The organism is Pseudoflavitalea sp. G-6-1-2 (assembly GCF_012927185.1).
GTDB lineage: Bacteria > Bacteroidota > Bacteroidia > Chitinophagales > Chitinophagaceae > Pseudobacter.
Genome location: NZ_JABBGB010000003.1, coordinates 1518279 through 1531487, shown reverse-complemented (window position 1 = coordinate 1531487; position 13209 = coordinate 1518279). Strand labels below are relative to the sequence as shown.

Genomic DNA, 13209 nt, shown 5'->3' with positions numbered 1-13209 from the left:
TTAAAAAATGACTGCTAAAGTAGTCAGCTATTTATTACTGCAATATTATCTTTTGGAACTGTATAGTACCAACTGGCACATCAAACGCAGTACAGATAAATGTTTCAGGAATATTTAAAAAAATATGGAGCAGGCTGTAACATCTTTCTCCTTTTTGTATCCAAACTTCAAACAACCCTAAAACGATTAAATATGCAAAAGAATAAATACAAATTTTTACTGCTGCTGCTCGCATTTACCCTGCTTATTTTGAATGTATTTGCGCAAAGTCCGAAACTGCACGCAGAGGTAAGCGGCAAAGGAAAGCAGTCAATTGTTTTACTCCCCGGCTTCGGATGTTCCGGAAAGGTTTGGGAAGAAACCGTACAGCAGCTCTCTTCAAAATACAGCTGCCATGTGATCACATTTCCGGGATTTGCCGGAACACCTGCCTTAGGCGAAGCCAATCTGAAAGACTGGGAGACAGCCGTAGCGGATTATATCACCACACAAAAAATATCACCGGCCATCATTATCGGACACAGCATTGGCGGAGGCATGGCATTGTCTATTGCAGCAGATCATCCAACACTGGTGAAACAGGTAGTGGTTACAGACGCTGTTCCCTGTCTGGCAGCCATGTTCAATCCGGCTTTCACCAGCAAAGAAAATCTCAACTGTACTGCGATGGTGGGCCAGTTCACGGCCATGCCGGAAGCACAGTTTCTGAAAATGCAGCAACAGATTATTCCTACCATGGTGGCCGATACTGCACGCCAGCGCACGGTAATCGACTGGACAATTAGCAGCGACCGAAACACCATGGGCCGCATCTATTGCCAGTTCTCCAATACCGATCTGAGAGAGAAGATAGCGCAGGTGAAATGTCCATCGCTGGTACTGCTCGAAGTAAACTTCAAAGACAACGATGCCATCATGCAGCAGCAGTATGCGAAGCTGAGCAATAAAACTATCGCCTACTCAACAAAAGGGCTTCATTTCATCATGTACGACGATAAAGATTGGTTTTTCCAACAGCTTGCCTCATTTTTACAGTAATGCAATTTGAAGCCATCTACCAGCAATGGTACCCTAAAATTTTCAGGCTCTGCATGGGATATGTGAATGATGAAGCACTGGCGAAGGATCTGGCGCAGGAAACCTTCATCATCGTTTGGCAGAAGCTGCACACATTCCGGCAGGAATCATCCATCGGCACATGGATCTACCGCATCGCATCCAATACCTGCTTTCGCAGTATGGAGATCAGCAAACGCATGCCCGCTGCGGAACTGCCCGTGCAGTTGCCGGATATTCCGGAGCCCGACCGCGAAGAAAAGATCCGGCAATTGTACCAATGCATCGCCACACTCGATGAGCCCGAAAGGATCATCATAGCGCTGGTGCTCGATGGATTGCCGCATGCGGAGATCGCATCCATCACCGGACTATCAGAAGGGAACACCCGTGTAAAAGTGCATCGCATCAAAGAAAAATTGCTCAAAAAACTACAGGCAAATGAACAGTTTTGAAGATATACAGCAGCTCTGGCAGCAACCGGATACCAACGATATTCCGGAGATCGGACAAGCCATTGCAGCCATGAAAAAGAAACGCAGCGCCATGCTGCTGAAGAATGCAGGGCTCACACTGTTACTGCTGCTCACGGCAATATTCATTCTGTTGTTGCTGTTCCATTATGAGTTTAAGATGATCACCACTACCATCGGCATAGTACTGGGAGTGGTTGCGCTGGCAGCGGCCATGATCGTAAATACCAATCTGTTCACTATTCTGATGAAGCAGGCAGATGATGCAGGCGATAACAGCCAGTATCTTGCATCGCTGAAAAAGTACCAGCAAAGGATGCGGTTCATCCATACCAAAGGCATCAGCATTTATTTTGCATTGCTGGGGGCAGGCATCATGCTCTACATGTTCGAATTCTTACAGAACAACCTGTGGACACTTATCGCAGGTTATGCACTCACACTGGGCTGGATAGGCTTTGTGTGGTTTTATATTCGCCCTCGTACTATCAGCAAGCAGTCCGCAGAAATAGAATCCATGATCAGCAGACTCGAAAATATATCGCAGCAACTGAAGTGCTGAAGCAGCAAAACTGGCTTAATTTGGGTAATGGATACACGAAAAAAACGGCCGGGAGTATGCGATGGTTTCAAAAACTAAAATTGTATCTTTAGTGGAACCATTAACAAAAACCTCCTGGTATGAAATCCTTATTCGTCACTATGCTGATTTGTGGTGCTATTTCCACATTCGGCCAGGCTCCTGCCAATTGCAATCAGATCAAAGCTGAACTGGAAAAAATAAAACAGGAAAATGAATACCTGAAAAATTCGCTGAAGATCAACAAACCAGTTTATGCAGTTACATCAGACAATATAGAATTCAAACTTCTGAAAGCAGAAGGAAATTCCAAGTCACAGTCTATTACTTTCACTTTTGTACTTACTACAAGCGCAGCGAACTGGTACATCAATTCTGATATCCGCTCCATCATCGACCTCGATGGCAATGAGTACAAATTAAAGTCCTACACATTAGGCGCAGAGGATTATGGTTCAAGCATAAAGCTAAATACAGGAGTACCCATCAAATGCACCTATACTTTTGGAGGTATTCTTCCTGCCGTAAAAATGATCAAACTTTTCAAATTCGACTACACACACAGCTGGGGCGAACCCTTCAATGTTGAATTCAGGGACATTCCCATCGACTGGAAATAGCTGACGCTTCTATCCGATGCAGGCTGCCGCCTGACCTATGCAGCCATTTCGGCTGTACCGCACACATAATTATGAAGGTATACTCTGCAATTATGCGTAATTTCGGCGTTAACCCCGTTAATCCGTATTTGAATATTGCAGCCCATTACTTCAAATATTGACCGCTCACTGTTCGCACGCATTGCAGAAGGTGATGAACAGGCATTTGAGCAGTTGTACCATTCTTACCTCCCGGAATTATATCCCGTGATAATGCAGGTGGTGCGCACTGAACTGGTGGTAAAAGATATTATCCAGGAAGTGTTTCTGTACCTGTGGATGGACAGAGAGAAGCTGTCCGGCATCGAAGAGCCCCGCCACTGGATCTTCCGGATGGCCTATAACCGCTCCTATTCCTGGGTGAAGAAGCAGATTGTTCGGGAGAAGGCCGCTGCCGATATGCAACAGGCGCAGCAAAATATTTCCACCGAAGAAACGGAAGATGCCATTGCATTTTCCGAGGCCAGCCGGCTTGTTCAGGAAGCTATTGGCCAGCTTGCTGCCAAATCTCAGCAGATCTATCGCCTCAGCCGGGAAGAAGGCCTGAAACCCGCTGCCATAGCGGATTTACTGCAAATGGATGTGCAGGTGGTGAAGAATTCTCTCTACCGGTCGGGCAAAACCATCAAAACCTACCTGGCTACACGCGGCATTATCATCCCCATAGCCCTCTTCATAGCCGCCCAATAATTTTTTTTCAGCACCGATGATTACTTTTCGATTCCTCAGGAGACGTTTGTAATACAGGCATCTTCCAAATGCCTTTCGATACCATCAAACCATTATTCTTTTTCACTATTTAAAATCAGTTTGTGAATCACAGGCTACAATATTTATTAGAGCAGATCGAAAAGCAGCAGGCTGCTGAGGCGGAGTGCTGGGAGTTATTGCAGCTGATCAGTGCAGATGAGTCGGGAGAAGTAACGGAGTTCATTGACAAATTTCATACGGAAAAAGCTAAGAGGCAGGCCCTGCCTGATTTCCAAAGCGCGTATTGGGCAAATGGCGCACAGGAAGTGCTAACAGCTTTCAGAAGCAACGACAAACCTCATCCTGCAGAAGTGCCGGTAAGGCGTATGTCCGGTTTCAAAAAATGGGGTTGGGCAGCTGCAGCAGTGGTTTTGCTTACAGGTGGCGCGCTCTTTTTGTTCAACAATCCCACAAAAGTGCAGCAGCCGGCAACGCCGCAAACTGTTGTGCAGCGCACTATCCAGCCCGGCAAGAACGGCGCACTGCTTACGCTGGCAGACGGCTCGCAGATTGTGCTGGACAGTGTGGGCGACGGTGTGATCGCTTCGCAGCAAGGCAGCAATGCAGTGCTGAAAAACGGCGCACTGAGCTATTCGGGCAACGAATCGGGAGAACCGGCATACAACACACTCAGCACACCGAGAGGCCGCCAGTTCAGATTGCAATTGCCGGATGGCTCCAGAGTTTGGCTGAATGCAGCCAGCTCCATCCGCTACCCTACTGCATTTGCGGGCAATGAAAGAAAAGTGGAAGTAAGCGGCGAAGCCTATTTCGAAGTAGCACCCAATATTAACATGCCTTTCCGTGTGAATGTGAACAACAGAGCTAATATCGAAGTACTGGGAACCAGCTTCAATGTGAGCTCCTATGAAAATGAAGCCAACATCAGCACTACCCTTATCGAAGGAGCTGTGAAAGTATCGGTGGATGCAGGCAGCAGGTCTGCCATTCTGAAGCCCGGCCAACAGGCCAGCATTCAGCAGGGCACCAATAACCTGGCAGTAGTGAACGATGTGGATACCGATAAGATCATCGCGTGGAAGAACGGTTATTTCAATTTCGGAAAAGCCACCCTCCCCGAAGTGATGCGCCAGCTCGAACGCTGGTACGACATAGAAACTGTGTATGAAAAAGGCATTCCTGAAACAAAGTTTGTTGGAAAGCTTACGAGGAATATCACACTGAACGAGCTGTTTCAGATACTCGACAGCACAGGTGTGAATTTCAGGATCGAGGGAAGAAAACTGATAGTAACGAAGTAAGAACAAAAATACTGATCACAAAAAAGCCGCCCTGGTCTGGTCCACTAAGGCGGCGGAGTCTGGTGATCGTTCAATCCGGTGTTAACAGATTAAAAAAACCAAACAATGCAATGTAAGAAAAAAGAATCACACCGCCAATCGCTGGCTGGTGGCGGCATTCGCCGGAATGTACCCCGTTCTGCGGAAGCCGGAATGAAAATTTTCCGAATCATGAGATTGACGATGTTCTTTATGCTGGCAGCTTCTCTCACCCTGAGCGCGGCTACCAGATCGCAAACTATTTCGATGTCGGGCAAAGACCTGCCCCTGCTCACCGTTTTCAATAATGTTGAAAAGCAGACAGGTTATGTGCTCTTTGCCAATCTGAGCGTATTCGACAACGCAAAGAAGGTAAGTTTCAATGTGCGCAATATGCCACTCGAAACATTCCTCAAAGAATTGCTGAAAGATCAGCTGATCGATTTCTTCATCAAAGACAAAACGATCATCCTGAAAAAGAAAACTGTTTCTCCTACTCCGGCTGCGGAAAAGAAAGAAACAGTGGCCATCGCCCCCGACCCCATTACCGGTAAAGTAACTGACAGCATCGGCAACCCGCTGGCTGCTGCCACTGTAAGCGTGAAAGGAAAAGACGTTCACGTTATGACAGACGCAAACGGACAATTCTCCATCGACGCCAAAGCCGGTGATATGCTGGTGATCTCTTACGTGGGCCTCGAAACCCTCAACTACCGACTGAAAGAAGGCACACAATCCGTTTCTCTGAAACTGATGCCTAAAGTGGAAACAGAAGTAGTGGTTACAGGTTATTACAACGGATATCAGCATATCCCCAAAGAACGCGCCACAGGCTCGTTTGAGCGGATCGACAACAGATTGCTGAATCGTACTACAGGCAATACCATTCTCAGCAGGCTGGAAGGAATTACCAACGGTCTTCAATTTGTAAAGCCGGGAAGCAATGATCCGCAAAACCTGCGTGTACGCGGACTTTCCACCCTGCGCGAAAACAGCCGCCCATTGATTGTGGTAGATAATTTTCCATACGAAGGGAACTATTCCAACAGAAATGATCCATCTACTATCGACCTCAGTTTTATCAACCCGAACGATATCGAAAGCATTGATGTACTCAAAGATGCTGCGGCAGCTTCTATCTGGGGAGCGAGAGCAGGTAACGGCGTGATTGTGATCACCACCAAAAAAGGAAAGCTCAACCAGAAGCCCCGCGTTTCTTTCAATGCCACCACTACTATCGGAAACAAACCCGACCTGTTCTACAGCCAGTCGAGATTGCCGGGCTCTACCATTATGGATATCGAGAAGTACAAATTCTTCAACAGAACCGACTATGGCGATGTCAATTCAAAGATTGTTATCCCGGAATATGCAGAGCTGCTCAGAAAAGACACCATTAGCGGTGCCGATCATGCACAATTTCTGATCGAGGAAGCCAAACTGAGAGCCAGGCGTGATGTAAGAAATGAAATTTCGGATTACCTCATGCAACGCACTGCACTGCAGCAATACGCCATCAACTTCAGCGGCGGAGGATCAAACTACAACTACTATCTCTCCGCAGGATATGATAAGGAAAGAGGACTGTATGTAGGCAATGAGAGCAATCGTTTCAACATCAGCTTCAACAACACGTTGCAACCGGTGAAGAACGTTACCATCCAGGCTGGCATGGCCTATTCGCAGATCAACAGCGAGAACAACGGTATCACTATGGGCGATCTCACAGCAACCAATGGCATTGGGCTCTCGCCATACATGAGACTGAAAAATGAAGATGGCAGCAATGCCTTCATCGTAAAAGACTACAGACAAGATTTCAAGAACAAAGAAGTAGCAACCGGCCAGCTGACAGACTGGAATTTCTATCCGCTTGCCGAACGGGATTATCGTGATATCACCTCAAAAAGCAGAGAGCTCCGCATCAATGCTTCAGTCAACTACAGTTTCCTGAAACGCTTCAACCTGAGTGTTCAATATCAGAATATCACAGGTAACAGTTCATCAGAGAAACATTACATGAAGGATGGATATTATGTTCGCAATCTCGTAAACCTCTATACACAAGCGAACGGTACAAGAGCAATTCCACTCAAGGATATCCTTCAGATGGATCCTGCTTTTCAGTCAAAATCAAACACACTGCGTGCCCAACTCGGATACAACGAAAAGTTTGGTTCAGACCATGTAGTGAATGCTCTGGCAGGTGCTGAAATCAGAGAAGGTGTTCGCGAAAGTGGTGTAGGCACTTACATCTATGATTACGATCCGGAGTACCTCACCGGCAACCCCAGACCAGATTACCTTACACGATATGTTATCAGGAATGATAAGAGCAACAATTTCATTCCCGGACCAATTACAGATCAATCTAAATTCACTGACCGCTTCCTTAGCTACTATGCAAATGCCAGCTATACTTATCTGAACAGATATACGCTGAGCAGTTCGGTACGTTGGGATGGATCGAATCTCTTCGGCATCAAAACCAATCAGCGCTGGACACCGCTCTGGTCGGTAGGTGGCAAATGGGATATCGACAGAGAAAGCTTCTACAACAGCAAATGGTTGCCTGCATTGACTTTGCGAACAACCTATGGCATAGCAGGGAACGTGAACAACTCACTCACTCACTATCCCACAATTGCCATTCAGCAGAGATCGCAGAACCCCAATGGACTCGACTGGAGCAAACTGCTGGGTGTAGGCAATCCGAGCCTTCGCTGGGAAAGAGTAAGCACTTTCAATGCCGCACTTGATTTTACGTTGAAGAACAACCGGATCAGCGGCAGCATTGAATATTACTATAAAAAATCTGTGGATCTGATCGGCGAAAATGTACTTGCTCCCAGTACCGGCATCGTTACCGGTGGATCTGGCCTGAACAGCAGGCTCATCAATTATGCCGATATGAATACAAAAGGTTTTGATATCAGAATCAATACCAAGAACCTCACCGGCCCAATTGAATGGAACAGCACCATACTGTTAAGCACTGTGAAGAACAAGATCACCAATGTGTGGAGCAACCCAACCACCAAGATTGAAGACTTCATCACGGCTGGCCTCATTCCTATCAATGGCGAAAGCAGAGATCTTATTCTGAGCTTCCCCTGGTATGGATTGGATGCCAACGATGGTTCCATGATTGCCGATTACAAAGGACAAAAATTCACAGACTACCGGGCATACATGGCAAAATTCACCTCAGAAGATTTGATAAGATCAGGTGTTACTGTACCTACCCTTTTCGGATCATTGCGCAACGACCTGCGCTGGAGAGAATTTTCACTCAGCTTTCTCATTACCTGGAAAACCGGCCATGTGTTCCGCCGCAAGTCGATCTCCGCAGGAGCTGAATACCTCGGCACTTATCATATGGATTATTTCAAAAGATGGCAAAAACCCGGAGATGAGTTAAACACTTATGTACCTGCCGGCACATACAATATCAACGGATCTTCCATTTACAACAATTCAGAAGTGCTGATCACAAAAGGAGATGTAATCCGTTTGCAGGATATCAGTTTTTCTTATGCGCTTACCAAACGCAACTTCCCCAAACTGCCTGCCGAAAGGATCAATTTCATAGCCAATGTGAGAAATGTGGGCATGCTCTGGAAAGCAAACAAGTTCGGCATCGATCCTGATTTTGTGGATGCAGATTATGTAACACCAAGAACTTTTGCGCTCGGTATTCAACTGGACTTCTAAACTGACTAACATGACAATCAAATCATACAGCATATTATTAGGAGCCGCCCTGCTGATGGGCAGTTGCGGAAAAAACTTCCTCGAAAAGAAAAGGGATGAGAAACTGGTGATTCCTAAAACTATTCAGGATTATCAGTCACTGCTCGACAACACCTCTGTAATGAACAGTGGCAATGCAATGAACCATCTCGCCCTCAGCTCAGCTGATGAATTCAATGCTTCCGATAAAACTTTCAATACCTACAAAGGCGCTCTTCCCTATCAGACGAATGCCCATATCTGGGAGAAAGAAATTTATGAAAGAAAGGAAGGGATGGACTGGAACCAGGCGTATCACCGTATCATGATTGCGAATCTCGCACTCGAAGTAAGTAAACTGAACCCCGCCAATGCAGCTGAAAAACTTGCACTGGACAACACCAGGGGATCCGCATTGTTCTTCAGAGCTTATTCTTTCTACTATCTGGCTCAGCAGTTCTGTCAGCCATACAACGCAGCTACCGCTTCCTCTGATCCGGGAGTACCACTTAAAGATGATTATGATATTACGGTAAAACTGCCGAGAGGGAATGTTGCACAGGTTTACGACTTCATCATCAAAGACCTGAAAGAGGCCATAGGACTGCTTCCCGACAAACAGGAGTTTGTGACCCGCCCCGGTAAAGCGGCAGCTGCTGCATTACTTGCAAAAACCTATCTGCAAATGAACAACTATGAAAAAGTGTTTGAATATGCAGAAATGGCTATGAAGATAAATGGAACGATTACCAAATTCAGGCTGCCAGATATGGGTAAAAATCCATTGTACCCTTCGGACTATGGCAAAAGCAATCCTGAAGTATTATTTCATGCTCAATCGATCAGGCCAGGGCTTGCATTGGTAGAGTCTAATGTAACACCCGAAGTGATGGATCTTTTTGAACCAGGCGATCTCCGTAAAACCGGCTTCTTCCTGACAGATATAAAAGGCTTCGTCACTTTCAAAGGAAGTCCGGCCAGCGGCATCAACGCCTTCACTGGCATCACTACCACCGAAGTGTTGCTGATGCGTGCAGAAGCATATGCCAGACTAAACCAGACAGATCAGGCAATGGCCGATCTCAATCTGCTGCGCAGCATGAGGTTCGATGATACCTTTCAACCACTCACTGCATCCAATGCCACAGAAGCCATCAAACTGATCATCAGGGAACGCAGGATGGAACTGTATTCCAGAGGAACACGCTGGGAAGATCTCAGACGCCTGAACAGAGATCCTCAGTTCGCAAGCACGCTCACCCGCATGATCAATGGAGCAAAATATACACTGGAACCAAACAGTCCACGATATACATTTCCGTTGCCGGATAATGAGATCGAAGCAAACAATTACACCCAGAACCCCAGATAAGACAAATCCGGGGTGAGAAGTTGTCTCACCCCGGTTATCTGTCACACCCCAGATTATGAGTGATAATATCGTAACAATTGAAAACCTCAGCCACAGGTATTCTGCTGCCTGGGCAATCCGCAATATCAATCTGAGTATCGATCGCAAGGGTATTCTCGGATTGCTCGGTTCCAATGGCGCCGGCAAATCCACCACCATGAATATTCTCTGTGGCGTACTCAATCAAACGGAAGGCAATGTGAGCATCTGTGGTATCGATATGCGCAGGCATCCGAAAGAAGCCAAGAAGCAGATAGGATTTCTTCCGCAGCATCCTCCCCTGCATCTCGAATTGACCATTCACGAATACCTCACGCATTGCGCACATCTGCGACGCATTCCCAAGGCACAGGTGAAGCAGGCTGTAGAAGAAGTGAAAGTAAAATGTGGTGTGGCGCATTTCAGCGACAGACTGCTGAAGAACCTCTCCGGCGGATACCGCCAGCGTGTGGGCATTGCGCAGGCCATCATTCACAAACCGCAACTGGTGGTGCTGGACGAGCCTACTAACGGTCTCGACCCCGTGCAGATACTCGAAGTGCGCAAGCTGATAAGAGAGATCGCCGAAGAACGTGCAGTGATCTTCTCTACGCACATCCTCAGCGAAGTGCAGGTGCTCTGCCGCGATATCGTGATGATCGAAAAAGGGAAAGTGGTGTTTGCAGATACCATGGAGGCTTTCAACAATTACATCGAACCCAACGGCGTACAGATATGGTTTGGCAAGATGCCACCAAAAGAAGCACTGCTGCGGATTCCGGGCGTTATCGATGCCGTGATACAGACAGAGAATCTGGTTCGGCTGGAGATAGAACGCACACCAGGCATCTGCGAACGCATCATCGAACTGAGTGTGCAGGCAGGCTGGCGGATGAGAGAGATCAGTCTCGAAAAGAGCTCTCTCGATGATATTTTCAAACAATTGTCTTCTTAGGGCATCATAACTTTTTCAACTATGCGCGTGTCTTTACGGTTAGCTAAACAGGAATTAGCTTCATTATTCTACTCACCTATCGCCTGGTTTATTCTGGTGATCTTCACCGTGCAGTTCGGCATTGCATTCACCGGTAAAATGGAAATGTATGTGAGCTACAAGAACCTTGGCTACAATACTTTCAATCTCACCGATTACATATTCACGAGTGCGCAAACACCCGGCTTGTTGCTGACGGTTCAATCCCAGCTCTATCTGTTCATCCCACTGATCACTATGGGACTGATCAGCCGTGAAATCAGCAGCGGATCTATCAAACTGCTGCAGAGCAGCCCTATCAGTGTTGCCGAGATCGTTTTCGGAAAATACATGGGCATCATGGCATATGCTTTATTGCTGATCGTATTGTTACTGGCATATGTGTTCACGGCATCTTTCTTCATTCCACATTTTGAAATGGCGTGGATGATGTCCGGCATACTGGGATTGTTTTTGCTGCTGGCTGCGTATGCGGCCATCGGCCTGTTTCTCAGCAGTCTTACAGCGTATCAGGTAGTGGCTGCATTGAGCACATTGGCAGTACTGACTTTCCTGCATTACATCGGCAGTCTCTGGCAGGACATCGATTTCGTTCGCCATATCACTTACTTCCTTTCCGTATCAGGAAAGGCAGATAGCATGATCGCAGGCCTCATCAGAAGCAAAGACCTCGTGTACTTTATTGTGGTGATTGCCCTCTTCCTCGGACTCACCATGCTCAAATTATTATCAGGAAGAGAAAGCAGGTCATTCGCTTTCCAGGCTGCCCGTTACACTGTTCTCATTGCCGTTTGTATCGGCATCGGATATATCAGCTCCTTACCAAATTTCACCGGTTACGCAGACGTTACCTCACAGAAGATCCGTACCCTATCTCCTGTTTCGCAGGAGGTTGTTCAACGTCTGAAAGAGCCGCTGGAAATAACCACCTATGTGAATCTGCTGGATAAAGATTACAATGTAGGCGCTAAAAAACAACGCAACAACGATCTCGCACGTTTCGAACAGTACCAGCGCTTTCATCCTGAACTCAGCATGAAGTACGTGTACTATTACGACAGCTGCGATAACAAATCGCTGTTCGGCAATAAGATCAATGCCGGTCTCGATCTCAAGTCCGTAGCAGCCAATGTTGCTGAGAGTTACAAACTCAACCTCGACGACTTTCTCCCTCCGAAAGAGATCCGTAAACAGATCGATCTGTCCGGCGAAGGCAATCGTTTTGTACGCATCATGAAGAGTGGCGACCGCCAGACTTTCCTTCGGCTGTACAACGATTTCTTCAAACATCCGGGCGAGCCGAACATTGTTGCAGCGATCAAGCGACTGGAAGAAGGCGCATCGAAGATTGCATTCGTAAGCGGTAACGATCTCCGCAGCATCAAAGACAACAGCGACAGAGGTTATCGCAACAGCACCAGCGAAAAATCACAGCGTCATACGCTGGTGAACAATGGCTTCGAGCCCGTGTCTGTAGATCTTAAAAAACAGGAGATCCCACAGGGCATTCAGGCACTTGTAATTGCAGATCCGCGCAGCAGTTTCAGTGCAGAGGAACTGGCGAAGATCCAGGCTTACATCAACAACGGAGGCAATCTGCTGGTTACCGGCGAAGGAGAGTTTCAGGAATACCTGCAACCCATCATAGCCCCGCTGGGATTGAGTTTCGCCAAAGGAACCATTGCACAGACAAACGATGGCATGGCTGCCAATATCGTTTACAGTTACTATACAGCAGAGGCAGGCATACTCGGTGAAGAGAACAAGAACAAGTCAACCGATTCCACATTCAAAGTGGTTATGCTGGGAGCAACTGCGCTCAACTACACACCCGTAGCTGGTTTTTCATCCGTACCCTTATTGATTACGCACGAAAACAAAAGCTGGCTGAAAGCAAAGAAGATCGAAACGGATTCGCTCCGTATTGCATTCAATGCAGCCGAAGGCGACCTGCAAATGCCCCTGCAAACAGCATGGGCGCTCACCCGCGAAGTGAATGGCAAACACCAGAGGATTGCCGTGATCTCCGATGCCGATTTCATCAGCAATCTCGAACTGAGCACGTTCCGCAAGACAAATGGCAACAAGAACACACAGTTCTACAACAGTATTTTCCACTGGTTCAGCAATGGGCAATATCCCGTTACTATTCCCAATAAAGAGCCGGTGGATAATGTTATTACGTTAAATCCCAAAGGCATCACCTGGCTGAAGATCTTCTATCTCTATGCCCTGCCTGCGGCGATCTTTATCGGAGGAGTTTTACTGTTATTCTACAGAAGACGGAAGTAACAG

The 13209-nt window shown here is 47.0% G+C and carries 10 protein-coding genes; all 10 read left to right on the top strand.

Annotated elements, in window-relative coordinates; translation table 11 throughout:
* Nucleotides 1–192 precede the first annotated feature (192 nt).
* The 10 genes from HHL16_RS23480 (at nt 193) to HHL16_RS23435 (ending at nt 13206) form a co-directional block, all read left to right on the top strand.
* A complete protein-coding gene (locus HHL16_RS23480; RefSeq protein ID WP_169427771.1) occupies nt 193–1038 on the top strand; it encodes an alpha/beta hydrolase in 846 nt (281 codons plus the stop codon).
* Complete coding sequence (locus HHL16_RS23475; protein WP_169427770.1) at nt 1038–1511, top strand: sigma-70 family RNA polymerase sigma factor; 474 nt, start codon at nt 1038–1040, stop codon at nt 1509–1511. The genes HHL16_RS23480 and HHL16_RS23475 overlap by 1 nt, the downstream gene beginning before the upstream one ends.
* Nucleotides 1498–2091 (top strand): hypothetical protein, encoded by a 594-nt coding sequence (locus tag HHL16_RS23470; RefSeq protein ID WP_169427769.1) that lies wholly within the window; start codon nt 1498–1500, stop codon nt 2089–2091. Before HHL16_RS23475 ends, HHL16_RS23470 begins: the two co-directional genes overlap by 14 nt.
* Nucleotides 2092–2210: 119 nt before the next feature.
* The gene (locus HHL16_RS23465; RefSeq protein ID WP_169427768.1) at nt 2211–2729 is read left to right on the top strand and encodes a hypothetical protein; all 519 of its coding nucleotides are present in this window, start codon (nt 2211–2213) and stop codon (nt 2727–2729) included.
* A gap of 135 nt (nt 2730–2864) precedes the next feature.
* Nucleotides 2865–3458 carry a sigma-70 family RNA polymerase sigma factor gene (locus HHL16_RS23460; RefSeq protein ID WP_169427767.1) on the top strand — a complete coding sequence of 198 codons (594 nt, stop codon included), beginning with the start codon at nt 2865–2867 and terminating at the stop codon, nt 3456–3458.
* Between the two features lie 122 nt (nt 3459–3580).
* Nucleotides 3581–4780 carry a FecR family protein gene (locus HHL16_RS23455; protein WP_169427766.1) on the top strand — a complete coding sequence of 400 codons (1200 nt, stop codon included), beginning with the start codon at nt 3581–3583 and terminating at the stop codon, nt 4778–4780.
* A gap of 105 nt (nt 4781–4885) precedes the next feature.
* Entirely contained in the window at nt 4886–8512 is a 3627-nt protein-coding gene (locus HHL16_RS23450) for a SusC/RagA family TonB-linked outer membrane protein (protein ID WP_169427765.1), read from the top strand.
* A gap of 10 nt (nt 8513–8522) precedes the next feature.
* On the top strand, nt 8523–9902 hold the full coding sequence (locus HHL16_RS23445) for a RagB/SusD family nutrient uptake outer membrane protein (RefSeq protein WP_169427764.1): 1380 nt from the start codon (nt 8523–8525) through the stop codon (nt 9900–9902).
* A gap of 55 nt (nt 9903–9957) precedes the next feature.
* Nucleotides 9958–10875, top strand: a complete 918-nt coding sequence (locus HHL16_RS23440; protein ID WP_169427763.1) for an ABC transporter ATP-binding protein — start codon at nt 9958–9960, stop codon at nt 10873–10875.
* Between the two features lie 21 nt (nt 10876–10896).
* Nucleotides 10897–13206: a Gldg family protein gene (locus HHL16_RS23435; RefSeq protein ID WP_169427762.1), complete on the top strand. Its 2310-nt coding sequence runs from the start codon at nt 10897–10899 to the stop codon at nt 13204–13206.
* Nucleotides 13207–13209: the final 3 nt, after the last annotated feature.

Excerpts from the sequence above, each read along its gene's own strand:
- HHL16_RS23465 (WP_169427768.1), top strand. The coding sequence starts at position 2,211 with ATGAAATCCTTATTCGTCACTATGCTGATTTGTGGTGCTATTTCCACA.
- HHL16_RS23435 (WP_169427762.1), top strand. The coding sequence starts at position 10,897 with ATGCGCGTGTCTTTACGGTTAGCTAAACAGGAATTAGCTTCATTATTC.
- HHL16_RS23440 (WP_169427763.1), top strand. The coding sequence starts at position 9,958 with ATGAGTGATAATATCGTAACAATTGAAAACCTCAGCCACAGGTATTCT.
- HHL16_RS23450 (WP_169427765.1), top strand. The coding sequence starts at position 4,886 with ATGCAATGTAAGAAAAAAGAATCACACCGCCAATCGCTGGCTGGTGGC.
- HHL16_RS23470 (WP_169427769.1), top strand. The coding sequence starts at position 1,498 with ATGAACAGTTTTGAAGATATACAGCAGCTCTGGCAGCAACCGGATACC.
- HHL16_RS23475 (WP_169427770.1), top strand. The coding sequence starts at position 1,038 with ATGCAATTTGAAGCCATCTACCAGCAATGGTACCCTAAAATTTTCAGG.
- HHL16_RS23445 (WP_169427764.1), top strand. The coding sequence starts at position 8,523 with ATGACAATCAAATCATACAGCATATTATTAGGAGCCGCCCTGCTGATG.
- HHL16_RS23480 (WP_169427771.1), top strand. The coding sequence starts at position 193 with ATGCAAAAGAATAAATACAAATTTTTACTGCTGCTGCTCGCATTTACC.